General features: G+C 54.9%; 24 protein-coding genes, 1 pseudogene and 1 riboswitch. Of the genes and pseudogenes, 12 read left to right on the top strand and 13 right to left on the bottom strand.

Annotated elements, in window-relative coordinates; all coding sequences use genetic code 11:
* The first annotated feature begins 4 nt into the window (after positions 1 to 4).
* From C3406_RS13745 to mntP, 4 genes are all read left to right on the top strand, one after another.
* Positions 5 to 802 carry a PTS mannose/fructose/sorbose transporter subunit IIC gene (locus C3406_RS13745; protein WP_103180025.1) on the top strand — a complete coding sequence of 266 codons (798 nt, stop codon included), beginning with the start codon at positions 5 to 7 and terminating at the stop codon, positions 800 to 802.
* 12 nt (positions 803 to 814) lie between these two features.
* Positions 815 to 1,666: a PTS mannose transporter subunit IID gene (locus C3406_RS13740; RefSeq protein ID WP_168192027.1), complete on the top strand. Its 852-nt coding sequence runs from the start codon at positions 815 to 817 to the stop codon at positions 1,664 to 1,666.
* A 57-nt stretch (positions 1,667 to 1,723) separates the two neighbouring features.
* On the top strand, positions 1,724 to 2,182 hold the full coding sequence (locus C3406_RS13735; RefSeq protein ID WP_103180027.1) for a DUF986 family protein: 459 nt from the start codon (positions 1,724 to 1,726) through the stop codon (positions 2,180 to 2,182).
* 197 nt (positions 2,183 to 2,379) lie between these two features.
* Positions 2,380 to 2,488, top strand: a riboswitch (yybP-ykoY riboswitch).
* 81 nt (positions 2,489 to 2,569) lie between these two features.
* Entirely contained in the window at positions 2,570 to 3,133 is a 564-nt protein-coding gene (gene mntP, locus C3406_RS13730) for a manganese efflux pump MntP (RefSeq protein ID WP_146052336.1), read from the top strand.
* On the opposite strand, the gene rlmA is transcribed toward mntP, so the two are convergent.
* The 7 genes and pseudogenes from rlmA to mgrB form a co-directional block, all read right to left on the bottom strand.
* Complete coding sequence (gene rlmA / locus C3406_RS13725; RefSeq protein WP_103822354.1) at positions 3,130 to 3,945, bottom strand: 23S rRNA (guanine(745)-N(1))-methyltransferase; 816 nt, start codon at positions 3,943 to 3,945, stop codon at positions 3,130 to 3,132. The two genes, mntP and rlmA, sit on opposite strands and share 4 nt — an antisense overlap.
* A gap of 66 nt (positions 3,946 to 4,011) precedes the next feature.
* Positions 4,012 to 5,730 carry a peptidoglycan glycosyltransferase FtsI gene (gene ftsI, locus C3406_RS13720; RefSeq protein ID WP_103822355.1) on the bottom strand — a complete coding sequence of 573 codons (1,719 nt, stop codon included), beginning with the start codon at positions 5,728 to 5,730 and terminating at the stop codon, positions 4,012 to 4,014.
* A 219-nt stretch (positions 5,731 to 5,949) separates the two neighbouring features.
* Positions 5,950 to 6,159: a transcription antiterminator/RNA stability regulator CspE gene (gene cspE / locus C3406_RS13715; RefSeq protein WP_001062678.1), complete on the bottom strand. Its 210-nt coding sequence runs from the start codon at positions 6,157 to 6,159 to the stop codon at positions 5,950 to 5,952.
* A 12-nt stretch (positions 6,160 to 6,171) separates the two neighbouring features.
* A pseudogene (locus C3406_RS13710) lies at positions 6,172 to 6,316 on the bottom strand (DUF2627 domain-containing protein).
* Positions 6,317 to 6,841: 525 nt separating this feature from the next.
* Entirely contained in the window at positions 6,842 to 7,831 is a 990-nt protein-coding gene (locus tag C3406_RS13705) for an MBL fold metallo-hydrolase (RefSeq protein ID WP_103822357.1), read from the bottom strand.
* 19 nt (positions 7,832 to 7,850) lie between these two features.
* Positions 7,851 to 8,141, bottom strand: coding sequence for a YebO family protein (locus tag C3406_RS13700; RefSeq protein ID WP_103822358.1), 291 nt, complete (start codon positions 8,139 to 8,141; stop codon positions 7,851 to 7,853).
* Positions 8,142 to 8,214: 73 nt separating this feature from the next.
* A complete protein-coding gene (gene mgrB / locus C3406_RS13695; RefSeq protein ID WP_103180034.1) occupies positions 8,215 to 8,358 on the bottom strand; it encodes a PhoP/PhoQ regulatory lipoprotein MgrB in 144 nt (47 codons plus the stop codon).
* Between the two features lie 158 nt (positions 8,359 to 8,516).
* Between mgrB and C3406_RS13690 the strand changes: the two genes are divergently transcribed.
* Positions 8,517 to 8,756 (top strand): YobH family protein, encoded by a 240-nt coding sequence (locus tag C3406_RS13690; protein WP_103822359.1) that lies wholly within the window; start codon positions 8,517 to 8,519, stop codon positions 8,754 to 8,756.
* A gap of 55 nt (positions 8,757 to 8,811) precedes the next feature.
* Here C3406_RS13690 and kdgR read toward each other — a convergent pair whose 3' ends face one another.
* Positions 8,812 to 9,603 carry a DNA-binding transcriptional regulator KdgR gene (gene kdgR / locus C3406_RS13685; protein ID WP_039030796.1) on the bottom strand — a complete coding sequence of 264 codons (792 nt, stop codon included), beginning with the start codon at positions 9,601 to 9,603 and terminating at the stop codon, positions 8,812 to 8,814.
* Between the two features lie 178 nt (positions 9,604 to 9,781).
* Between kdgR and C3406_RS13680 the strand changes: the two genes are divergently transcribed.
* The gene (locus tag C3406_RS13680; RefSeq protein ID WP_103822360.1) at positions 9,782 to 11,155 is read left to right on the top strand and encodes an MFS transporter; all 1,374 of its coding nucleotides are present in this window, start codon (positions 9,782 to 9,784) and stop codon (positions 11,153 to 11,155) included.
* Positions 11,156 to 11,201: 46 nt separating this feature from the next.
* Here C3406_RS13680 and htpX read toward each other — a convergent pair whose 3' ends face one another.
* From htpX to C3406_RS13660, 4 genes are all read right to left on the bottom strand, one after another.
* Entirely contained in the window at positions 11,202 to 12,083 is an 882-nt protein-coding gene (gene htpX, locus C3406_RS13675) for a protease HtpX (RefSeq protein ID WP_103180037.1), read from the bottom strand.
* Between the two features lie 195 nt (positions 12,084 to 12,278).
* Positions 12,279 to 14,327, bottom strand: coding sequence for a carboxy terminal-processing peptidase (prc, locus tag C3406_RS13670; RefSeq protein ID WP_103822361.1), 2,049 nt, complete (start codon positions 14,325 to 14,327; stop codon positions 12,279 to 12,281).
* Positions 14,328 to 14,346: 19 nt separating this feature from the next.
* Positions 14,347 to 15,033: an RNA chaperone ProQ gene (gene proQ / locus C3406_RS13665; protein ID WP_103822362.1), complete on the bottom strand. Its 687-nt coding sequence runs from the start codon at positions 15,031 to 15,033 to the stop codon at positions 14,347 to 14,349.
* 97 nt (positions 15,034 to 15,130) lie between these two features.
* Positions 15,131 to 15,628, bottom strand: a complete 498-nt coding sequence (locus C3406_RS13660) for a GAF domain-containing protein (protein WP_103822363.1) — start codon at positions 15,626 to 15,628, stop codon at positions 15,131 to 15,133.
* A 131-nt stretch (positions 15,629 to 15,759) separates the two neighbouring features.
* On the opposite strand from C3406_RS13660, the gene yebS reads away from it, so the two are divergent.
* From yebS to C3406_RS13635, 5 genes are all read left to right on the top strand, one after another.
* Positions 15,760 to 17,043 carry a membrane integrity lipid transport subunit YebS gene (gene yebS, locus C3406_RS13655; protein ID WP_103822364.1) on the top strand — a complete coding sequence of 428 codons (1,284 nt, stop codon included), beginning with the start codon at positions 15,760 to 15,762 and terminating at the stop codon, positions 17,041 to 17,043.
* The gene (locus tag C3406_RS13650) at positions 17,012 to 19,645 is read left to right on the top strand and encodes a PqiB family protein (protein WP_158250554.1); all 2,634 of its coding nucleotides are present in this window, start codon (positions 17,012 to 17,014) and stop codon (positions 19,643 to 19,645) included. Before yebS ends, C3406_RS13650 begins: the two co-directional genes overlap by 32 nt.
* 76 nt (positions 19,646 to 19,721) lie before the next feature.
* Positions 19,722 to 21,164, top strand: coding sequence for a 16S rRNA (cytosine(1407)-C(5))-methyltransferase RsmF (rsmF, locus tag C3406_RS13645; protein WP_103822366.1), 1,443 nt, complete (start codon positions 19,722 to 19,724; stop codon positions 21,162 to 21,164).
* Between the two features lie 103 nt (positions 21,165 to 21,267).
* Positions 21,268 to 21,507, top strand: a complete 240-nt coding sequence (locus C3406_RS13640; protein WP_103181101.1) for a YebV family protein — start codon at positions 21,268 to 21,270, stop codon at positions 21,505 to 21,507.
* Positions 21,508 to 21,611: 104 nt separating this feature from the next.
* On the top strand, positions 21,612 to 21,803 hold the full coding sequence (locus tag C3406_RS13635; RefSeq protein WP_039030805.1) for a YdfD/YebW family protein: 192 nt from the start codon (positions 21,612 to 21,614) through the stop codon (positions 21,801 to 21,803).
* On the opposite strand, the gene pphA is transcribed toward C3406_RS13635, so the two are convergent.
* Positions 21,804 to 22,448: a protein-serine/threonine phosphatase gene (pphA, locus tag C3406_RS13630; protein WP_103822367.1), complete on the bottom strand. Its 645-nt coding sequence runs from the start codon at positions 22,446 to 22,448 to the stop codon at positions 21,804 to 21,806.
* A gap of 177 nt (positions 22,449 to 22,625) precedes the next feature.
* Here pphA and C3406_RS13625 point away from each other — a divergent pair, with 177 nt between their 5' ends.
* Positions 22,626 to 23,573 carry a VirK/YbjX family protein gene (locus C3406_RS13625; protein WP_233210566.1) on the top strand — a complete coding sequence of 316 codons (948 nt, stop codon included), beginning with the start codon at positions 22,626 to 22,628 and terminating at the stop codon, positions 23,571 to 23,573.
* The last annotated feature ends 287 nt before the right edge of the window (positions 23,574 to 23,860 follow it).

Below are 23,860 nucleotides of genomic sequence, written 5' to 3'. Positions count from 1 at the left end.
TACAATGGAGATTACCACTCTTCAGATTGTGCTGGTGTTCATCGTCGCGTGTATAGCGGGTATGGAATCCGTACTAGATGAATTTCAGTTTCACCGTCCGCTGGTCGCCTGTACGTTAATCGGCGCCGTTCTCGGCGATATGAAAACCGGTATCATCATCGGTGGTACCCTGGAAATGATCGCCCTGGGCTGGATGAACATCGGTGCGGCCGTTGCGCCGGATGCGGCTCTCGCCTCCATCATCTCTACCGTGCTGGTCATTGCCGGCCATCAAAATATCGGCGCCGGTATCGCGCTGGCTATCCCACTGGCTGCAGCAGGCCAGGTACTGACCATCATCGTGCGTACTATCACCGTTGCATTCCAGCATGCGGCAGATAAGGCGGCGGAGAATGGCAACCTGACGGCGCTGTCGTGGATCCACGTCTCGTCCCTGTTCCTGCAGGCCATGCGTATCGCTATCCCGGCGGTTATCGTGGCAATCTCCGTCGGTACCAGCGAAGTCCAGGGCATGCTGAACGCCATTCCTGAAGTGGTCACCAGCGGTCTGAACATTGCAGGCGGCATGATCGTGGTCGTCGGTTATGCGATGGTCATCAACATGATGCGCGCAGGCTACCTGATGCCGTTCTTCTATCTCGGATTCGTTACCGCGGCATTCACCAACTTCAACCTGGTGGCACTGGGTGTAATTGGTGCGGTAATGGCTATCCTCTACATCCAGCTCAGCCCGAAATATAACCGCGTAGCCGGTAGTGCACAGGTTGCTGGTAATAACGATCTCGATAACGAACTGGACTAGCAGGTGAGCGAAATGGTTGATATGACTAAAACTACCCCTCAGAAAAAACTGACTTCGGGTGATATTCGTGGCGTGTTTATCCGTTCAAACCTGTTCCAGGGTTCATGGAACTTCGAACGTATGCAGGCGCTGGGCTTCTGCTTCTCGATGGTACCGGCGATCAAACGCCTGTACCCGGAAAACAACGAAGCGCGTCGTCAGGCGATTAAACGTCACCTGGAATTCTTCAACACCCATCCATACGTTGCGGCGCCGGTTCTGGGCGTAACGCTGGCGATGGAAGAGCAGCGTGCTAACGGCGCAGAGATTGACGATGGTGCCATCAACGGTATCAAAGTGGGTCTGATGGGGCCGCTGGCGGGCGTAGGTGACCCGATCTTCTGGGGTACCGTGCGTCCGGTCTTCGCCGCGCTCGGTGCGGGTATCGCCATGAGCGGTAGCCTGCTGGGTCCTCTACTCTTCTTTATCCTGTTTAACGTGGTACGTCTGGCAACCCGTTACTACGGTGTGGCCTATGGCTACCGTAAGGGCGTGGATATCGTTCAGGATATGGGCGGCGGCTTCCTGCAGAAACTGACTGAGGGGGCGTCAATCCTCGGCCTGTTTGTCATGGGGGCGCTGGTTAACAAGTGGACGCACGTTAACATCCCGCTGGTGGTGTCAACCATCACCGGTCAGGATGGTCAGACCCGTGTGACCACCGTGCAAACCATTCTTGACCAGCTGATGCCGGGCCTGGTGCCGCTGCTGCTGACCTTCGCCTGTATGTGGCTGCTGCGTAAAAAGGTCAATGCGCTGTGGATCATCGTCGGCTTCTTCGTTATCGGTATCGTCGGTTACGCTATCGGTCTGCTGGGTCTGTAATTTTTTAGTGAATACACCGGGGGCATGAACGCCCCCGTTTTTTTATCCGGAGGATGAATGACGGTCACGGACATCGTACTGGTTGTCTTTATTGTTGCCCTTCTGGCGTATGCCCTCTACGACGAATTGATCATGCCCCGCCGCAACGGCGCGACGTTGCTCTCAATCCCCCTTCTGCGCCGCGGTCGCGTTGATGCCATCATCTTTACCGGTCTGCTGCTGATCCTTATCTATAACAACGTGATGAGCCAGGGGGCATTACTGACCACATGGTTATTATCTGCCCTGGCATTAATGGGGTTTTACCTGTTCTGGATCCGGGCGCCGAAAATAATCTTCAAATCTACTGGATTCTTTTTCGCCAATGTCTGGATAGAATATAACCGCATTAAAGAGATGAATTTATCAGAAGACGGCGTGCTGGTGATGCAATTAGAGCAGCGGCGTTTGCTTATCCGGGTAAGAAATATTGACGATCTGGAGAAAATATACAAATTACTGGTTAAAACTCAATAAGATACAAAAATAGCACTGGCTATATTTCGCTATACTTTTCACAGTGTTATATAGCCAAAGCTATATTATGTCACGACAGTTACGGGTTATTATTAACGTTATTTTCACATCAACCTCTAAATGAAAATCGTTATCAAAAACTAATCTGAATAATACTTCCCTGTAGTTGTTTTATATTCTCAAAATATGTTAAGGTTGCGCCCGTCGTTGGGGAGTAGCCGATTTCCGGTTTACCGGAAATGTACGTGTCAACATACTCGTTGCAAAACGTGGCACGTACGGATTTTTCTGCACAGCAGAAGGATCAGGCGAGACCATAGACGCATCGACTGCTGTTTACTGGGGGCAGTGATGTGTCATATGGATATCCCCGGTCTGGACGCGCTGATGAACCTCTCTGCAACACTTCTCCTGGCCTTTGGCATGTCGATGGATGCATTCGCCGCTTCCATGGGCAAAGGCGCCACGCTGCATAAACCTAAGTTCTCTGAAGCCCTGCGTACCGGTCTTATCTTTGGTGCTATCGAAACTCTGACCCCGCTGATTGGCTGGGGGCTGGGGATGCTCGCCAGCCAGTTCGTGCTGGAGTGGAACCACTGGATCGCCTTTATTCTTCTGACCTTCCTCGGCGGACGTATGGTTATCGAAGGTATTCGGAATGATGTCGGGGACGATGAGCCGATTCAGCGTCACGGCTTCTGGCTGCTGGTGACAACGGCTATTGCTACCAGTCTGGATGCGATGGCCGTCGGCGTCGGCCTGGCTTTCCTGCAGGTCAACATCATTGCCACCGCGCTGGCGATCGGCTGCGCGACCTTTATTATGTCTACCCTGGGCATGATGATTGGCCGTTTTATCGGCCCGCTGTTAGGAAAACGCGCCGAGATCCTCGGCGGTATCGTCTTGATCGGCATTGGCGCACAGGTTATGTGGAGCCACTTCGCCGGTTAACTGACTCGCTGCCAGCAGTGGATACTAAAATCTGTCTGGCAGCTGAAATGCGCCTGTTTTGCCAGCGCCTCCCACACCTCCGGCTTTGCCCGCCACGCAAACGGCGTCATCTGGAGCAGCGCTACCGCCTCTTTTCCAGTCAGTGACATGTTATAGGCCAGCGACAGCGCCTCTTTCAGGGCAAAGCCCTCCAGCTGCTCTGAATGCGGTGCATGCAGCAGAACTTCACTGTAAATCAGCCCTTTCAGCTCCATCAGGTGACGCGGTCCTGGCGTCACGGTGATCACCCAGCCGCCCTCTTTTACCACGCGCGCCAGCTCCTCGCCTTTGCAGGGGGCGTAGATGCGAACGACCGCATCCATACTGTTCTCTTCAAAAGGCAGACGATGGCTGGAGGCCACACAGAACGTCACCTCTGAATAGCGTTTAGCCGCTGCGCGGATGGCAGATTTTGAGACATCCAGACCAAAGGTGGCCGCGCCCTTTTCCTGCGCGGTTTGGGCAAAGGCAGCTGTGTAATAGCCTTCGCCACAGCCAATATCAAGAAGTGAAGTCGCACCCTCCGGCAGTAAGGCCGCCAGCTTACCGGCTACCGCGTCACGCAGGGGCTGATAGTGCCCGGCATCGAGGAAGGCCCTGCGCGCCTGCATCATCTCTGCACTGTCGCCCGGATCGCGCGACCGCTTGTGCTGGACCGGCAGCAGATTGACATAGCCCTCTTTCGCCATATCGAACCGATGCCCCTGTGGGCAGGCGTAACTTTTATCCGCATGGGCGAGCGGCGAGTGGCAAAGAGGACAGCAGAATGTCATGGGAACTCCGGGCAATCATAAAGGGCGAAAGTGTACCGCTAATCGCCCCGCTATAAAACGCCTTGCTTAACGCATGACGATAAGATGGCTGGAATCGGCCGGGAGTCCATCCGGCTTGATGTTTTCGATGCGCAGCACGTCACCCATAATCTGGCTGAATACCGGTGCCGAAACCGCCCCGCCGTAATAGGCACCGTTTTGCGGATCGTTAATCACCACCGCCAGGGCAAATACAGGACGGCTGGCCGGTGCGACACCGGCGGTATAGGCCACATATTTGTCGACATAATTACCGCCATCGTCGATTTTCTTCGCGGTGCCGGTTTTCACCGCCACCCGGTAGTCGCGCACCGCGGCTTTGATGCCGCCCCCACCCGGCAGGGCCACGCTTTCCATCATATGTTCCACCTCCTTCACAATCGACGCGGGCATCACCTGGGCACCCATAACCGGCGGATCGATGCGGGTGATAGAGAGTGGACGCTCCAGGCCATAGCTGCCGATAGTGGCGTAGACGTGGGCGAGCTGTAACGGCGTGACCATCAGGCCGTAGCCGAAGGCAAAGGTGGCGCGATCGAGCTGGCTCCAGAATTTACGCTCCGGCAGCAGGCCGCTGCTCTCTCCCGTCAATCCAAGTCCGGTGGAACGACCAAAACCAAACCCGTGGTAGGTATCCAGCAGCCGCTGGATCGGCATTGCCAGCGACAGGCGCGACACACCCGTGTCGCTCGATTTTTGCAGAATACCGGTCAGCGTCAGCTCCGGGTAGTAACCGACGTCGCGAATGCGGTGTCCGGCCAGGGTGTAGGGATGGGTGTCGATCACGCTGTCTGGCTGCACCAGCCCCTGCTGCAGGGCGGTCATCAGCACCAGCGGCTTGACGGTAGAGCCGGGTTCAAAGGTGTCGCTGATGGCGCGATTACGAAAATCGTTCAGCGTGGCACCCTCGCGGTTGTTGGGATTGAAATCCGGGTAGTTGGCCATCGCCAGGATCTCGCCCGTCTGGATGTTGATCAGCACCGCTGCTCCCGACTCTGCTTTATTCCAGGCGACAGCATTGTCCAGCGCATCTTCCGTGATGGTCTGCAGCCGCTCATCAATGCTCAACTGGATGTTATGCGCCGGAACGGGCGGCACTTCGGTAATATTTTCGATCACGCGTCCGAAGCGATCCTCACGCACACGGCGCAGGCCGGGTTTGCCGGTGAGCTGCGCGTTAAAACTTTTCTCGATCCCTTCGATGCCCTGGCCGTCGATATTGGTAAAGCCGATCAGGTTAGCCGCCACGTGTCCGGCCGGGTAAAAACGGCGCGACTCATCACGCAGGCTGATACCAGGCAGCCGGAGTTTAGCGATCCACTGGGCCTGAGCGGGATCTACCTGGCGGGCCAGATAGATAAAACGGCCATGTGGATTGCTGTTGATGCGCGCCGCAAGCGTGGGGAGCGACAGATGTAGCGCACTGGCTAATGCCTGCCAGCGCGCGTCAAAACCCACTCCCCCTTTTGCCAGCACCGTTTTCGGATCCGCCCACACCGCCCGCACCGGCACACTCACGGCCAGCGGTCTCCCCTCCCTGTCCATGATCATCCCTCTGGGGGCATTGATGGCGACCTCACGCAGGGAGCGCATATCTTCCTGCTTAACCAGCGGATCGGGTTTAACAATCTGCAACCAGGCGACACGACCAAGAAGAAAGAGAAGGCTGCCTAAAATTACCAGACAGAGGAGAGCAAAACGTAACGGGGTGAAGTTTGCTGCGGAATTGACGGGTTTCTTTTTCACCAGGGCTCCAGGGCTGAGTAACAACGCCCTGATTTAACGGCAAATTTGAGCCGTGAGGGTGAAAACAATGCTAATACTCTCGCAGCTTTGAAACAAACTGCTAACAGCGACGCATGTGGTAATACTTTGAAAAATATCCATTAAAAAGCCCCGCACAGGCGAGGCTTTATATCTCTGCAACTGAAACGTTATGACGCTTCAGATCAGGCAGGGGTTCGATCAGATAGCGGTTACGTTAACAGCAGCCGGACCTTTCTGGCCGTCCTGAATTTCGAACTCAACGTTCTGGCCTTCAGCCAGAGTTTTGAAGCCGTTACCCTGGATTGCAGAGAAATGTACGAATACATCTTTGCTGCCGTCAGCAGGAGTAATGAAACCAAAACCTTTAGACTCGTTGAACCACTTAACTTGACCTTTGATCTTTGCCATTTGCAAAATTCCTTAGAATGTTTTCTTAGCCCGCGGGCATTAACTGAGATAAAACTGAGACATTACTGCATGAGGCACTAATATAAGGTTCGGCAGAGAAGCGGTATTCAACGACAACGTGTTTACTCAGGACTTCTTTACTGAAAATGCCACACATAAACAGAACTGTACCTCGTTTGACCCAAACCGTGTTATCACATACAACTTAAATAATGGCAAGCCATTTTTAAACGTGTCTCGATCAGCCGCACAAATTCCGAGACTGACTTGCCACAATCTGCACAGTAATGCACGTTCAGTGTATACCAGACCAAAATGTTGCCTGCCCAGTCGCTGTCAGGATAAGCGCTGTTATCAAAGACTTTTTTACATTAGCTTAATAACTTCATATCGTCCAGCAAGCGCGCCAGAATTTCTGTGGTCGCTATTTCATTTAGAACTTTTCGTGAAAAGTTATGCTGAATTGATCGTAACGACAAGGGACTGTTGCAGGAAAAAAACATTGTATATCGCTTCGCTTGTTTAAGTTATATACACCTAAACCGGTAATTCGCTATGCACCAAAATAATGATATTTTTATGAACCTGCCTCAAAAAAAGGCAATCAAAACGTTTCGATTAAAATAAAATATGACGCCTGTAGGTTTAATAAAGAATATTCGCTAATTGAACCAGTAACAGTTTACAAGGATAAATATTGACCAATACGCAGAGGATGAAAGTTATCGCTGCGCGGCGATAACTCTGCCAGCGCCTGCGCGAGCTCTCTGACGGGCTCATCCAGTGATTCATCTGCCAGTTCAAAGACACCCCAGTGGATCGGGATCGCCAGCGGCATGCCCAGCTGTTGCCAGAGGTTCACCGCCGCCTGCGGATCCATATGATGAATCGACATGAACCAACGTGGTGCATAGGCTCCGACAGGTATGGCGGCGGCATCCAGTTTTCCCAATCGCTCCGGAATGGTTAACAGCTCCGGGGTAAAACCGGTATCGCCGCTAAACCAGAAGCGCTGCCTCTCGCTCTCAAAGACCCAGCCACACCATAACGAGCGATCGCGATCCCAGAGGCTACGCATGCTCCAGTGTTGCGCCGGTACGGCGGTAAATACCAGCCCTTCGAAAACATAGCTTTGCCACCAGTCCAGTTCGATAACCTGTTTCGCTCCACGGCGGCGACACCACTCCCCTAGTCCTAAAGGCACAAAAAAGGTCAACTGCGGAAAGCGTCGCAGAAGCTGGCGCACCGTGGCGGAGTCCAGGTGATCAAAATGGTTATGGGAAATGACAACGGCATCAAGTGGCGGAAGCGCCGCGACACTCATCACCGGGGGCGTTTTTCTTATCGGCCCGGCAAACGATACCGGCGAGGCACGCCGGGAAAAGACCGGATCGGTGAGGATGTACTTTCCGTTCAGACGTAGCAGCAGGCTGGCGTGGCCCAGCCACCAGACGCCATCTTCTTCAAGGGTGTTGAGCGTAACGGGTTGCCACCACTGGCGGATAAAGGCGTCATAGCCTTCTGAAGGCGGTTTGGGCAACCCGGCGGCTTTACGCGCCTTGCGCCAGCGTTCTACATCGCCGGGTTGACGGACAGGGGCATCCAGATTGCGGAAACCTTGCGGGGTATGATGCGCAAGGGAGGGGTTATACCAGGGATTACGCCAGGCCATACTCACCTCCCCTGACCGATTAGCGTTCAGCTACCAGACGAATAAAGTCATCGTCCTGGCTCTTAGCCGTCTCTTCTGGCGCTTTTGGTACCTCTTTCTCTTCCGGTTCATTAGCTTCGCACAGCCGACGCAGCAGGACATTCTGTCGTTTCTGCAGGTCGACTAACTTCTCAAGCAGTTCGATCTGCTCGTTGGTACGGGAGCTCGCGCGATTGACAAAAAACCACAGCAGCAGGCCCGCAACCAGCAGTACGACCGAAATCGCCAGAGATGCCACGCTGAACATCCCGGAATTGACTAACTCACCCATTTCACTCCCCCATAAAAGCGCCTATTTTACCACTCGCGTTAAGGAAGGAAATCACTTGCGATAAAAATGACAACTACCAGGGGATAAACTTATTAATAGAACAAATACCGCTAAAGAACTGTACATCCTGGTCGCACATCACATTGATGGTCTGCGTCCAAAGCAAAACACAGGCCACTAACACTAAGACCAGAATAACCCAGCGTATTTTCTTCACTCCACTCTCCGTACCGTAACTGCCTGATGCCAGGTTATCATGCGCAACTTAAACCATGCCTAACTGTAACGCGAAGGCGATGCTTTCGGAATCATAGACTTGTTAAAGTAAGTGTATCGATTACGCTAAGCGGCAGTTATTCAAAAAATGAGGTAATGATGCGCTTTTTTATTCGCACATTGATTGTTATAGCACTGGTCTGGACAGGTGTACTGCTCGCGGGTTACGGCGTCTTGATCGGCAGTAAAGAGAATGCAGGCGGGCTCGGGATCCAGTGCAAGTATCTCACCGCCCGCGGCGTCAGCACGGCGCAGTATATTCATTCAGACAGCGGTATTATCGGACTCTCCCGCTGCCCGCTCCTGCGAAAGAGCGAGACAGTGATCGATAACGGCTGATCCAATGCATAAAAAAACGCCGCCATCTGGCCGCGTTTTTTTATGGCGTTTTCAATCAGAACGGATAGTCGTTGTAACCCATCTGTTCAGAAATCTTACGCGCCGCTGTGTGCAGCATTTCAACGTACTCGTGCAGATGCTCTTCAGAGAAACGCAGCGTCGGGAAAGAGATACTCAGGCCGGCAATAACGACACCGAAACGGTCGAATACCGGAACGCCGATGCAGCGCAGGCCCTCTTCCTGCTCCTGGTTATCTTCGCCATAACCCTGCTCACGAACTTTATCCAGCACCTGCAACAGCTCTTCAGTGGTGGTGATGGTACGCTCAGTGCTACGTTTGTACTCCACGTTCTCAAGGATCTGCTTCACTTCATCACGGTCGCGCCATGCCAGCAGAACTTTACCGATAGCGGTACTGTAGAGCGGGTTGCGGCGGCCAATGCGTGAGTACATACGCAGGTTATACATGGAGTCAATTTTATGGATATAGACGATACTGTCTTCATCCAGCGCCCCCAGGTGCACCGTCTCTTTCGTCAGACGGGAGAGTTCGCGCATCTGAATATCCGCGCTACGGATCAGATCGACGTTCTGCAGCGCACGCGCGCCCAGTTCAAATAACTTCAGGGTCAGGGAGTATTTTTCAGACTCGCCTTCCTGTGCAACATAACCCAGTGATTTCATGGTCTGTAAAAAGCGATAAACGGTGCTTTTTGACATCATCACACGCTGGGACAGCTCAGTAATACCGATTTCGCGCTCTTCACCTAGCGCCTGCAGGATGCCGAACACCTTTAACACGGATGAAACAGAATCTGGCTGTTTATCCAAATCCGCGATTGCCATTAATCACCTCAACGCAAGTGTTTTATAAAATTCAGAACCGGTTTTTATTATAAATTCGCTCATGCATTGCTGCAATCAATCCTGCTTTACCTGGTTACAAATCTGCGACATACAGCCGAAATAACAGTGATAATATCGTTACCCTGTTAATAATAACCTCCAATGCTAATTAATTTTCATGACTACACCCCTTAAAGATGGCCTGCCGCTGCCGCAACGCTATGGCGCTATCGCCACCATTATCATCGGTATTTCAATGGCTGTACTGGATGGAGCTATCGCCAACGTCGCCCTGCCAACCATTGCCAGCGACCTGAATGCCTCCCCGGCCAGCTCAATCTGGATCGTTAACGCCTACCAGATAGCCATTGTTATCTCGCTGCTCTCGTTCTCGTTTCTCGGAGATATGTTTGGCTACCGCCGGGTTTATCAGTGCGGACTGGCGGTATTTACGCTGACATCCCTCTTCTGCGCCCTTTCAGATACGCTGCACATGCTGACGCTGGCGCGTATCATGCAGGGGTTCGGCGGGGCGGCGCTGATGAGCGTGAATACTGCGCTGATTCGTCTCATCTACCCACAGCGGCATCTGGGCCGGGGGATGGGGATCAACTCCTTTATTGTTGCTGTGTCGTCTGCGGCGGGCCCGACCATCGCCGCAGCGATCCTCTCGGTCGCGTCCTGGCAGTGGCTATTTTTAATCAACGTTCCACTTGGGATCGTGGCGTTACTGTTCGCCCTGCGCTATTTACCCGCCAACGGACCGAAAAGCAGTATGCCAAAATTCGATCTCCCGAGCGCAGTCATGAACGCCCTCACCTTTGGCCTGCTGATCACCGCCCTGAGCGGCTTCGCTCAGGGACAGTCTCTGACGCTGATTGCGGGCGAGGTCGTGGCGCTGCTGGTGGTAGGCTTCTTCTTCGTGCGTCGCCAGCTGGCACTGCCGGTGCCGTTACTGCCGGTAGATCTGCTGCGTATTCCGCTCTTCTCCCTCTCCATTTGCACCTCCATCTGCTCCTTCTGCGCGCAGATGCTGGCGATGGTCTCTCTGCCCTTCTTCCTGCAGAGCGTGATTGGCCGCTCGGAAGTGGAAACGGGCCTGCTGCTAACCCCCTGGCCGCTGGCAACGATGGTGATGGCGCCGCTGGCGGGCTATCTGATTGAACGGGTGCATGCGGGGTTACTGGGCGCACTGGGGATGGTAATAATGGCGGCGGGTCTCTTTGCCCTCGCCCTGCTGCCTGCGGCACCACACGATCTGGATATTATCTGGCGCATGGTGCTGTGCGGGGCGGGCTTTGGCCTGTTTCAGTCACCGAATAACCATACCATTATTACCTCAGCCCCCCGCCATCGCAGCGGCGGCGCCAGTGGGATGCTGGGCACCGCCCGCCTGCTGGGACAGAGTACCGGCGCGGCGCTGGTGGCGTTGATGTTCAACCTGGCCGGACAAAGCGGCACGCATCTGGCGCTGCTGACCGCCGGCACGCTGGCTATCGTCGCGGCCATCATCAGCGGATTGCGGGTGAGCCAGCCTCGTTCGCAGGCATAAAAAAAGCGCGTCTTCAGACGCGCTTTTTTATTAGCAAACCCAGCCGTTATTTCAGGTATTCACCGTTACGCAGCGCTGCAATACGCTTATCCAGCGGCGGGTGAGACATGAACAGCTCGCTCAGCGATTTTGATTTACCGTTAATGCAGAATGCCATCATGCTTGAGGCTTCCTGCGGTTCATAGCTGGTTTTCAGACGCTGCAGCGCAGCAATCATCTTCTCGCGCCCCACCAGTTTGGCTGAGCCCGCATCCGCGTGGAATTCACGGTGACGGGAGAACCACATGGTGATAATGCTCGCCAGAATACCAAATACCAGTTCCAGCACCATAGAGACCGCGAAGTAGATCAGCGGGTTACCGTTACTCGATTCGCCTTCCTCACGATCGCCCCCCATAAAGCCTGCGGCAATCTGGGCAATAATACGCGAGATAAAGATAACGAAGGTGTTCACTACACCCTGAATCAGGGTCATGGTCACCATATCGCCGTTAGCAATGTGGCTGATCTCGTGGGCGATAACTGCTTCGGCTTCATCACGGCTCATGTTCTGCAACAGGCCGGTACTCACCGCAACCAGAGAGGCGTCGCGACGCGCGCCGGTGGCAAAGGCGTTGATATCCGGCGCGTGATAGATCGCCACCTGCGGCATGGCGATACCCGCCTGACGGGACTGGTTGGCAACGGTGGTCATCAACCACTGCTCCATATCGTTACGCGGTTGCTCAATAACCTCACCGCCAACGGACTTCAGTGCCATCCACTTGGACATCAGCAGTGAGATAAAGGAGCCACCAAAACCAAACAGCAGCGCCATAATTAACAAACCCTGAACGCTGCTCGACTGAATTCCTGTCAGGCTGAGCACCAGCCCGAAGACCACCATGACCGCCAGGTTGGTGAGCAGGAAGAGCGCGATTCGCATCATAATATTCTTTTAACCTCAGTTTAACAAAACGCACTATGCGATTACCCACATCGTATGGGTATTCCGTATATTTTCAAGGATTGCAGCGGCGTAAGTCACCAGAAAGACACAACTTTACACAATAAAAGGAATGCCTGACGGCAGGATGCGGTTAACAAAAAAACAGGCACAATTTCTTGAGCCTGTCAGGGGAGATTATTTAGCCGGAGCGGGATTCCCGGCTGGCTTCTCTTTTTCCAGTTTCGCCAGATCGATAGCGATTTTCACCGTCTCATCAAGATAGGGATCCGGCTCCTGGTAATCCTTCGGCAGGTCGTCCAGCTTTTTGAGGAGTAGCTTGCCTTCACGTTTGAAGCGGTCGTTGATCCGCGCCAGACGTGTTGCATCATCCTCTTCGTTCTCTTTCAGACGCTGCGCGTAATTCAGAGAGACGATATTGCGTTTCGCCTTTAGGGCGTTGAAGCGGGCAATATCTTTGATGATGTACTGGAACTCAGGATCTTTGGCGATGCGATCGTCGTGCTGCTTCAGCAGCGCCGGACCAAACGGAGTCATGTCGCCCGATTTCACGAAGGTGGCAGCGTTCACGCTATCCCACGGCAACGCGTTATCTTCAAATTTCTCACCTGTTTCAGTCTCTTCGGTTCCCGTCGGCATGATGATATCCGGGGTCACCCCTTTACGCTGGGTACTGCCGCCATTCACGCGGTAGAACTTCTGAATGGTGTACTGTACCGAGCCCAGCGCTGGCCATTCCGGACGCAGCATCTGATCGTAAATGCGGTTCAGAGAGCGGTACTGCTGTACCGTGCCCTTACCGAAGGTCGGTTCGCCAACAATCAGCGCGCGGCCATAATCCTGCATGGCGGCAGCAAAGATCTCCGATGCCGAAGCACTGAAGCGATCGACCAGCACCACCAGCGGCCCTTTGTAGTAGACGACGCCATCGGTATCGGCGTCTTCACGCACTTTACCGTTATTGTCGCGAACCTGTACCACCGGACCGGACGGGATAAACAGACCCGAAAGCGAAACCGCCTCGGTCAGGGCGCCGCCGCCGTTGGTACGCAGATCGATAATAACGCTCTTAACGTTCTGTTTTTCCAGCTTCTGCAGTTGCACTTTGACGTCGTCCGTCAGGCCCACATAGAAACCAGGAATATCCAGCACGCCAACCTTATCTTTACCTACGGTTTTCACCGACATTTTCACCGCGCGATCTTCCAGACGGATGCGCTCGCGGGTCAGGGTAACGATACGGGTCTTGGTGCCTTTGCCCGCTGGTAGAATTTCCAGACGGACTTTACTGCCTTTCGGCCCTTTGATCAGGGCAACCACATCATCCAGACGCCAGCCGATGACATCGACCATGCTCTGACCAACCTGACCGACACCCACAATGCGATCGCCTACGCTTATCGCCTTGCTTTTAGCAGCCGGACCGCCGGCAACCATGGAGTTAATGACGGTGTAATCGTCGTCCATCTGCAGCACCGCGCCGATCCCTTCAAGGGAGAGGCTCATCTCGGTGTTAAACTGCTCGGTGTTGCGCGGAGAGAGATAGTTGGTATGCGGATCGATTTCGTGCGCGAAGGCGGTCATCGCCAGCGAGAAAACATCTTCACTGTTGGTCTGCGCCAGGCGACGAATGGCAAATTTGTAGCGGCGGGTCAGCGTTTCGCGGATCTCTTTCTCATCCTTACCGGTGAGTTTGAGGCTCAGCTCGTCGTACTTAACTTTGCTGTCCCACAGCTGATTCAGCTCGGCTTCATCTTTTGGCCACGGCGATTTACTGCGGTCAAGATTAAAGGTGTCGTTACCCGTGAAGTCCATTGGACGTTCAAGCACCTTAAGCGCGTACTGATAGCGCTCAAAACGGCGTTTCTGCGACAGGTTATACAGGTCGTAGAACAGGTCCAGCTTGCCGCTGCGTAACTCATCCCCGATCTGAGTCTGCTTTTTGGCAAATTGTTCGACATCGCTCGCCAGCAGGACGTTATGGCTGTAGTCCAGCAGGTTCAGATAGCGGTCGAAAATTTTTGTCGAAAAAGCCTCGTCGAGATCGAACTGACGATAGTGCGAACGGGTGAAGCGCGACGTGACGCGCTCACTGACCGTCGCGTGCTGAGTCTCTTCCTTCAGAACCGGAATCTGATCGACACGCGTAATCTCGTCCACAGCGAAAGCGTGGCCTGTTATCGCAAACAGGCCAGCCAGCGCGGTGAGCTTAAAAAATGTGTTCATGCCGGGCTTGGCCTCCGTTTTAGAACAACAAGTGTTCTGCGCGTACAATCATTGACAGACCAGAAGTCAGCTGTACACGAACGCCATCTTTGGTGATTTCCTGTACGGTGGCATCCATAGCATTGTTACCCGCTTTTACCTTCAGAGACTGACCGACGCTCAGGGCGTTAATGTCAGAAACCGGAGTGTGGCGCGGCTCTTCACGAGGCGCACGCGGGGCTTTTGCCGCTGGTTGCTCAGCACGAGGCTTACGCTCGGTATTTTCTTTGCGACGTGGTGCCGGACGTGGCTTGCGCTCACGGCGAGGCGCTTCTTCCTGGCCATTGGCCGCGGCAGCTTCGCGTTTTTTCGCCTGCTGTTCAGCACGCTGAGCCTGAACGCGCGCTTTGGCTTCTTCAAGCTGCTTACGCGCATGCTCTACGTGCTGCTCGTCCAGCACGCCGCACGGGTTGCCGTCGAGGTCAACACGCGTTGCGCCCGCTTTGATACCGTAAAGGTAACGCCAGCTCGAAGTATAAAGACGTAAGGCGGAGCGGAGTTGGGTTTTGCTGAGGTTCATCTCACCTTCAACACGCTCTACCAGATCCTGAAAAATACCAATTTTCAGGGGACGAGCTTCGCCCTCGGCACTAAAACATTGAGGAAAACGTTCGGCCAGAAACGCGATAACTTCTTTACTGCTATTCAACTTAGGTTGATTTTCCATGAAATTTCCTGATTACAACGGACGTTGCCGACAAGCCGCAGGCATGAACAGGCGTCATTATAATGACGCCATCCGTAAATGCTACGTTATCCGTTGATTATCCTGCGACGCTCGCAAAGAATTTATGATAATCGGTCGCGGCGAGAACCTGTTCCAGATTCCCTACCAGCTCGCGCAGCCCCTGTTCATCCTCAGGGGTAAAGCGATTAAAGACCGTGCTGTCGATGTCCAGAACACCAATAATCTGATTTTCCACTGTCAGTGGCAGCACGATTTCAGCGTTGCTGGCGCTGTCGCAGGCGATATGCCCGTCGAACGCATGAACGTCCTCCACGCGCTGCACTTGGTTTTGCGCCACCGCCGTACCGCAAACACCGCGCCCAACCGGGATACGGACGCAGGCCAGTTTGCCCTGAAACGGCCCCAGCACCAGCGTGTCGCCTTCCAGCAGATAAAAACCGGCCCAGTTCACATCGGACAGACGCTCAAAAAGTAACGCGCTGGTGTTCGCCAGGGTGGCCAGGAAACTGGTTTCACCTGCCATCAATGCCTGGAAATCGCGGTTTAAATCCGCGTAGAATTCTGTTTTGTTCATTATTCAATCACTTGGTTGTCTTACAAAATTACAGCATAGCCTATTAAAATACGCATTATTTGCGTTCATGCTCAAGATGAATCAATTCATGAGTTAAGATAACTATTAACTATCCCTTTTTAGCGCGACCGATGGCTCTTAAATCACCGAAAATAACGCCGACGAAAAAGATCACTGTGCATGCGGTTGGCGATGCGCTGCCTCGTGCACATTATCAGCGTTGTCCGCAATGCGATACGCTTTTTACGTTGCCAAAGATGAAATCATACCAAAGTGCTTTCTGCCCGCGCTGCAACGCAAAAATCCGCGATGGCCGCGACTGGTCACTGACCCGGCTGGCGGCGATGGCCGTGACCATGATGCTGCTGATGCCCTTCGCCTGGAGCGAGCCCCTGCTTCAGCTGCACCTGCTGGGCGTGCGCATCGACGCGAATCTGTTGCAGGGGATCTGGCAGATGACCCGCCAGGGCGATCCCCTGACGGCCTCCATGGTGCTCTTCTGTACCGTCGGCGCGCCGGTGGTGCTGGTGGCGGCGATAGCCTATCTGTGGTTCGGCAATATTCTGGGGATGAATCTGCGCCCGGTGCTCCTGATGCTGGAGAAGCTCAAGGAGTGGGTGATGCTGGATATCTACCTGGTGGGGATTGTCGTGGCCTCAATCAAAGTGCAGGACTACGCTTATCTGCAGCCGGGCGGCGGCCTGTTCGCCTTTATCGCGCTGGTGATATTGAGTGTTCTGACCCTGATTCACCTCAACGTGGAGCAGCTTTGGGAGCGTTTTTATCCCCAGCGCCCCGCCACCCGCTACGATCCGGCACTGCGGGTCTGCCTGGGTTGTCACTATACCGGCCTGCCCGACGCGCGGGGCCGCTGTCCGCGCTGCCATATTCCCCTGCGCCTGCGGCGGCATAACAGCCTACAGAAATGCTGGGCGGCGCTCATCGCCTCAATGATATTTCTGCTGCCAGCTAACCTGCTGCCGATTTCGGTGATTTATGTCAACGGCGCGCGGCAGGAGGACACCATCATGTCGGGTATCGTCTCGCTGGCCCACAGCAACATCGCCGTGGCGGCGATCGTCTTTATCGCCAGTATTCTGGTGCCCTTTACCAAAGTGGTGGTGATGTTTACTCTGCTCGTGAGCATTCATTTCAAATGTGAGCAGGGGCTGAGAACCCGCATACTGTTGTTGCGTTTCGTGACCTGGATTGGCCGCTGGTCAATGCTGGATCTGTTTGTTATTTCGTTGATGATGTCGCTGATCAATCGCGATCAGCTCCTTGCTTTTACTATGGGACCCGCAGCGTTCTATTTCGGCTCTGCGGTGATTTTGACTATTCTTGCAGTGGAATGGCTGGATAGCCGCTTACTTTGGGATGCACATGAGTCAGGAAACGCCAGCTTCGCCGACTGAAGCGCGAGTTAAAACAAAACGTCGTATTTCGCCATTCTGGTTATTGCCGGTTATCGCACTGATGATCGCCGGTTGGTTAATCTGGACCAGCTACGAGGATCGCGGCAATACCATCACCATTGACTTTCAGAGCGCCGACGGCATCGTTGCAGGCCGAACGCCCGTCCGTTTTCAGGGGGTTGAGGTGGGCACCGTCCAGGATGTTTCCCTGGACAAGAACCTGAATAAAATCGAGGTTCGCGCCAGCATCAAATCTGATATGAAAGATGCCCTGCGCGATGAGACCCAGTTCTGGCTGGTGACGCCCAAAGCCTCGCTGGCGGGCGTCTCCGGACTGGATGCGCTGGTCGGGGGTAACTATATCGGCATGATGCCGGGCAAAGGTGAGCCAAAAGATCACTTTACCGCCCTCGACACGCAGCCGAAATACCGGCTTAACAATGGCGATCTGATGATCCATCTGCATGCGGCGGACCTGGGCTCCTTAAACAGCGGCTCGGTGGTCTATTTCCGTAAGATCCCCGTTGGCCGCGTCTATGACTACGCCATCACCCCCAACAAGCAGGGGGTGGTTATCGATGTGCTGATTGAGCGGCGCTTTACCTCGCTGGTGAAAAAAGGCAGCCGGTTCTGGAATGTCTCCGGCGTGGATGCCGACCTGAGCCTGAGCGGGGCCAAAGTGAAACTCGAGAGCCTGGCGGCGCTGGTGAACGGCGCAATCGCCTTCGATTCCCCGGAAGGCTCTGAGCCCGCTACCCAGGAAGATGATTTCGGCCTGTATAAAGATCTGGCCCACAGCCAGCGCGGCGTGATTGTGAAGCTCACCCTCCCCTCGGCGGATGGCCTGAAGGAGGATTCCACCCCGCTGATGTACCAGGGATTACAGGTCGGGCAGCTCACCAAAATGACGCTCAACCCTGGCGGCCTGGTGACCGGTGAGATGACCGTTGACCCCAGTGTGGTGGATCTGCTGCGCAAAAACACCCGCATAGAATTGCGTACGCCGAAACTCTCCCTCAGCAACCCCAGCGTCAGCAGCTTGCTGACCGGCAGTACGTTTGAGCTCATTCCCGGCGGCGGCGAACCGGTTAACCAGTTTGTCATCGCCCCGGCCGATAAGGCGCTGTTACAAAAGCCGGGTGTTCTGACCGTCAAACTTAGCGCACCGGAAAGCTACGGTATCGATGCTGGCCAGCCGCTGATCCTCCACGGCGTGCAGATTGGACAGGTGCTTGAGCGCAACTTAACCAGCAAAGGCGTCACCTTTGCGGTGGCGATCGATCCGCAGTACCGCGAGCTGGTGCATGGCGACAGTAAATTCGTGGTTAACAGCCGGGTAGACGTGAAAGTCGGGCTCGATGGCGTCGAGTTCCTGGCAGCCAGTGCAAGCGAGTGGATCAGCGGCGGGATCCGTATCCTGCCGGGTGAGAAAGGCGCCATGCGCGACAGCTATCCGCTGTATGCCAACCTCGATAAAGCCCTGGAAAACAGCCTGAGCGATCTGCCGACCACCACCCTGACGCTGGTGGCCGACACCCTGCCGGACGTACAGGCGGGCTCGGTAGTGCTGTATCGTAAATTCGAAGTGGGTGAAGTGATCCTGGTGCGCCCGCGCGCGAATGCCTTTGATATCGAACTGCATATCAAACCGGAATACCGCAAGCTGTTGACCAGCAACAGCGTGTTCTGGGCTGAGGGCGGGGCCAAAGTGCAGCTTAACGGCAGCGGCCTGACGGTGCAGGCTTCCCCGCTCTCCCGCGCCCTGCGTGGGGCCATCAGCTTCGACAACTTGAGCGGGGCCAGCGCCAGCCAGCGTAAAGGCGACAAGCGGATCCTCTACCCGTCTGAGACCGCAGCGCGTGCTGTCGGCAGTCAGATCACCCTGCATGCCTTTGACGCGGGCAAGCTCTCCGAAGGGATGCCGATACGCTATCTGGGGATCGATATCGGGCAGGTCCAGAGCCTGAAGCTGATCACCGCCCGCAATGAAGTGCAGGCTACGGCGGTGCTCTACCCGGAATATGTTGACAACTTCGCCCGCTCCGGGACGCGCTTCTCGGTGATCACCCCGCAGATTTCCGCGGCGGGCGTTGAGCATCTCGATACCATTCTCCAGCCTTATATCAACGTGGAGCCTGGACAGGGCAAATCGCGCCGCGACTTCGAGCTGCAGGAGGCGACCATCACCGATTCACGCTATCTCGATGGCCTAAGCATTGTGGTAGAGGTGCCGGATGCAGCATCCCTTGATATCGGTACGCCGGTGCTGTTCCGGGGAATGGAAGTGGGTACGGTCACCGGCCTGTCGCTGGGGACGCTCTCGGATCGGGTGATGGTGGCCCTGCGTATCAGCGATCGTTACCAGCATCTGGTGCGTAACAACTCCGTCTTCTGGCTGGCCTCCGGCTACTCGCTCGACTTCGGCCTGACCGGCGGGGTGGTGAAAACCGGCACCTTTAATCAGTTTATCCGCGGCGGTATCGCCTTTGCGACGCCGCCGGGCACCCCGCTGGCGCCGAAATCTCAGCCTGGCAAGCACTTCCTGTTGCAGGAGAGCGAACCGAAAGAGTGGCGCACCTGGGGAACGGCCCTGCCACGATAACCCCTACGCTCCGGTGTCAACCCACCGGAGCGTTTGTGGTACACTGCGCGCCTCTTTGACTCCCTGTGGTGCGCTCGTGTCTCAACGTTCCGTCTATCTGCCAGAAGAATTTCTGGCACAAATGCGCCAGGCTCTGCCTGACCCTCTCTCTCTTGATGCGTTTATCGCTGCCTGCCAGCGCCCGCTGCGCCGCAGCCTGCGCGTCAACACCCTGAAAATCAGCGTGGCCGATTTCCTTACGCTTGTCGCCCCCTACGGCTGGCAGCTCACCCCTGTGCCGTGGTGCGAAGAGGGATTCTGGATCGAGCGTGACGACGAAGAGGCGTTGCCGCTGGGCAGTACCGCAGAACATCTGAGCGGGCTCTTTTATATTCAGGAAGCCAGCTCCATGCTGCCGGTTGCTGCGCTGTTTGCCGATGGCAATATGCCCGCCCGGGTGATGGACGTGGCGGCCGCCCCCGGCTCCAAAACCACCCAGATCGCCGCGCGGATGAACAACCAGGGCGCAATCCTCGCCAATGAGTTTTCCGCCAGCCGCGTTAAGGTGCTGCACGCGAACATCAGCCGCTGCGGGATCAGCAACGTGGCGCTCACCCATTTCGATGGCCGCGTGTTTGGCGCCGCCCTGCCGGAAGCCTTTGATGCGATCCTGCTGGACGCCCCTTGCTCCGGCGAAGGGGTGGTGCGAAAAGATCCCGATGCGCTGAAGAACTGGTCCGTTGCCAGCAACCTGGAGATCGCCGCCACCCAGCGCGAGCTTATCGACAGCGCCTTCCACGCCCTGCGTCCGGGCGGCACGCTGGTCTACTCCACCTGCACCCTGAACCGCGACGAAAACGAAGCCGTTTGTCTGTGGTTGAAAGAGCAGTACCCGGATGCTGTTGAATTCCTGCCGCTTAACGACCTGTTCGCCAGTGCCAGGGACTGCGTTACGCCTGAAGGCTTCCTGCACGTCTTCCCGCACATTTACGACTGCGAAGGCTTTTTCGTGGCGCGCCTGCGTAAAAAGGCCGCCGTTGCACCGCTGCCCGCTCCCAAATATAAGGTCGGAAATTTCCCGTTCACGCCCCTTAAAACCCGTGAAGCCCAACAGATTACTGCCGCCGCTAACCAGGCGGGCCTGTTCTGGGACGACAACCTGCGTCTGTGGCAGCGAGATAAAGAGGTGTGGTTATTCCCGACAGAGATTGAGCCGCTGATCGGCAAAGTGCGCTTCTCCCGTCTTGGCCTGCGCCTGGCGGAGACGCACAACAAAGGCTATCGCTGGCAGCATGAAGCGGTGATCGCGCTGGCAGGCCAGCACAACACCTTTGCCTTAACCCAGGCGGAAGCGGAAGAGTGGTATCGCGGACGCGATGTCTGGCCGCAGGAGACCCCGTCCGGGGATGATGCTGTAGTAACCTGGCAGGGTTTCCCGATAGGCATGGCGAAAAAAGTGGGCACACGACTGAAAAACAGCTATCCGCGCGAGCTGGTTCGCGATGGCCGCTTGTTTACCGGTAACGGTGAAGCGCGCTAAAAAAAGCACTTTTTTACTGGCGCTTTTGCTCTTCATTGACCAGGCTGAAAAGTGGGCGACCATACTGGTCGTACCAGAACACAGCGTGATCATGGAGAGCATTATGACGAAAACCAATGTGCGCATTGGCGCATTCGAAATCGATGATGCCGAATTAAGCGGCGATACGCAGGGCGAACGAACGTTAACCATCCCCTGCAAGTCCGATCCCGACCTTTGCATGCAGCTCGATGCATGGGATGCAGACACTAGCGTCCCGGCAATCCTCGATGGCGAACACTCAGTCCTTTACCGTGAGCATTACGATCAAAGTTCCGATGCCTGGATCATGCGCCTTGCCTGATTCAAAGAGAACCCGCCCGCAGGCGGGTTATTTATTCTCATAATCTCCTCTTCCCTGAATCATCCCCTACAATATCAATATGGTAGTAAATGCTGAGGGGCATGATGTACGCACTGGTGTTATTTATCTGTTATCTGGACGCAGGCTGTGAAGATCTGGTGGTGGATGTGTATCGCACCGAACCGCAGTGTGAGGCCTCGATGGACGATCAGCGTATTCGTCACGGCGGCTGTTATCCGGTTGAAGACTTTATCGACGGATTCTGGCGTCCGGCGCAGGAGTATTCCGACCTGTAATCACTGTAGCTGCGCCAGGGTTAACGCGCCGCCAAATACCGCCCCGGTGTCGATATAGTGCAGGTTCTGGCAGTCATAACGCGCTTTGAGCGGCGTGTGCCCGAACCAGAAGTGATCTGCCCCGGCGATCCCCGCCTCGTTGCCGTTCATCAGTTCCCGCAGGCGCTCCCTGTCCCAGAGGATACTCTGCTTGTTGACCGGCTTGTCCCGCACGTAGTGGGACGACGGGTAATTGGCATGAGCAATAACATTCACCCCGTTGGTACAGGCAATTTCGATAATCCACGGCAGGGTTTCACTGCGCCTGAGCAATGCCAACGCCTGCGCCTGCTGTTCACCCTTTAATTGTGCTAACCAATTGCCGCCATTCATCATCCACCGACCAAAATCATTATTCTGCAGCGCGTCCAGCGCCATCTGCTCATGGTTGCCCCGCACGGCATAAAACCACGCTTCATTTAATAACTGCAGGCATTTCACGCTATCCGGTCCGCGATCGATTAAATCGCCGACGCAAATAAGTAAATCCTCATACGGGTTAAAATGCCGCTGCCGAAGATCTGCCATAAGCATTTGATAACAACCGTGAAGATCGCTTACCACCCAGACGTGTCGCCAGTTATGACCATCAAGATTGAGATACATAGCGCCTCCTCATGATCAGTATAGCCCCTGGGATGCTGACAATAAGATGAGCGGTAAAGAGGGGTTCGGAATAACCTCAATCGACATTAAACAAAGCGGAAATAAAGGTTTAGCAACGCTTAAATGATTATCCGATGGCCTTTAAGATAATTGCAGAAATATAAAGAGGTCTTCATCGTGTCAAATACCATCCTGCCTGCTGAGGTGTCTTTAACGCACCGTTCTTCTGTTATCTTCGCACTGGCGAAAGGCGATTTTATGCCCGGCCCGCTGTGGCACAAACGCGACTACCGGCTGAAATTTTTCCTGCGCTCCCTGCTGTTCTGGTCCTCTACCACCCGCATGCTGGAGACCCTCTCCCGTCGCGATGATTTTCCGCTGTTGTTAAAAGCACAAACTACGCTGCCGGTGAAAACCCAGCGTCAGTATCTCACTCGCGGGTTACATGCCGGTGAGCGGGCCAACGCCATCCTGCACCATTACGCCTGGCTTGATGCGCTGCCGGACGCCAGCCTGGCGCGGAGCTTTAGCAGCCCGACTCCGCTTTCGCTGCTGCAGTTCGCCACTAAAGAGGATGCGCACTATACGATCTACGCCAGCAGCGCGATGAAGGCCGAACGCGAGGGCGAAACCACGCTCTGGCTGCGGGCCGGGGATAACACCCTGCTGGCGAGTCTGACCTTCAGCGTCGTTGAGAAAAAGGGCCAAAGTGCGCTGGTGATTGGCGGTCTGCAGGGACCGCGTAAGGACGTAGGGCGGGAGACGATCAAAAATGCCACCCGCGCCTGTTATGGCCTGTTTCCAAAACGTATCCTCCTGGAAGCGATCTTCAATCTGGCGAAGCAGTCGGGTATCAGCGCCATTTATGGTGTGAGCGATGAAGGCCACGTTTTTCGCGCCCTGCGCTATCGCCTGAGTAAAGGTCGTCATCTGCATGCCAGCTATGATGAATTCTGGCAATCGCTGGGCGCTAAGCCGTGCGGCGCATTTCGCTGGGCCCTGCCTGCAGGTATGGAGCGCAAAGCGATCGACAGCATTGCCAGTAAAAAACGCGCGGAATACCGCCGGCGTTTTCAACTGCTTGATGAGATAGAACGCGGCATCAGCGCGCGCTTTTGCCGCTAATATCTGCTTTCATCGGTAACAGTCAAAAATTTAACAAAACCGCTAAAAAGCACTGGACTTCCGCCGGGCGTAGTGTGGTATGGTTTAACGAAGAACAGAGAATGTTGCCCATCTGTTAAAGTCCGCAACGGGAAAAGGCGTTTACTTTCAACAGATAAAAAGAGACCGAATACGATTCCTGTATTCGGTCCAGGGAAATGGCTCTTGGGAGAGAGCCGTGCGCTAAAAGTTGGCATTAATGCAGGCTAAGTCGCCTTGCACTTTAAGAATAGATGACGACGCCAGGT

The sequence above is a fragment of the Leclercia sp. LSNIH8 genome (assembly GCF_002920195.1).
In the GTDB taxonomy this organism is placed as follows: domain Bacteria; phylum Pseudomonadota; class Gammaproteobacteria; order Enterobacterales; family Enterobacteriaceae; genus Enterobacter.
The sequence above is the reverse complement of the archived record's forward strand: the minus strand, read 5'-3'. Positions and strand labels throughout refer to the sequence as shown.